The 292-nt window shown below is 36.6% G+C and carries 1 protein-coding gene; it reads right to left on the reverse strand.

The genetic code is table 11. The features are described 5' to 3' along the window. Nucleotides 1-44 precede the first annotated feature (44 nt). Nucleotides 45-218 (reverse strand): cysteine-rich KTR domain-containing protein, encoded by a 174-nt coding sequence (locus tag FGF67_RS17070; protein WP_002779755.1) that lies wholly within the window; start codon nucleotides 216-218, stop codon nucleotides 45-47. Between the last annotated feature and the right edge of the window lie 74 nt (nucleotides 219-292).

The raw sequence follows: 292 nt of genomic DNA on the forward strand, positions 1-292 counted from the left end.
CCGATGATTCGTGAATTGTTCCACAATTTCATCGGCTCTGCGTCTTAAGCGTCTGGCTCTTTGATGACAGTTATCTTCAAGTTGTCAACTTTAATCAATCTTTCTTGTCTGCATTTTGGACAATAAAGGGGATAATTCTCCAAAACAGTGTCCTTCCTAATTTTATTACGGGTTTTGCTCCCACAAACAGGACACAATATCCATTCGCATTTCATCATAATTAGTCTCTAATCCTTTCAAATCTCATTTTATATGACTTTTGCAAGCTGTTAAGCTAACTTGTGGAACATAT

The organism is Allotamlana fucoidanivorans, assembly GCF_006265225.1.
GTDB lineage: Bacteria > Bacteroidota > Bacteroidia > Flavobacteriales > Flavobacteriaceae > Allotamlana > Allotamlana fucoidanivorans.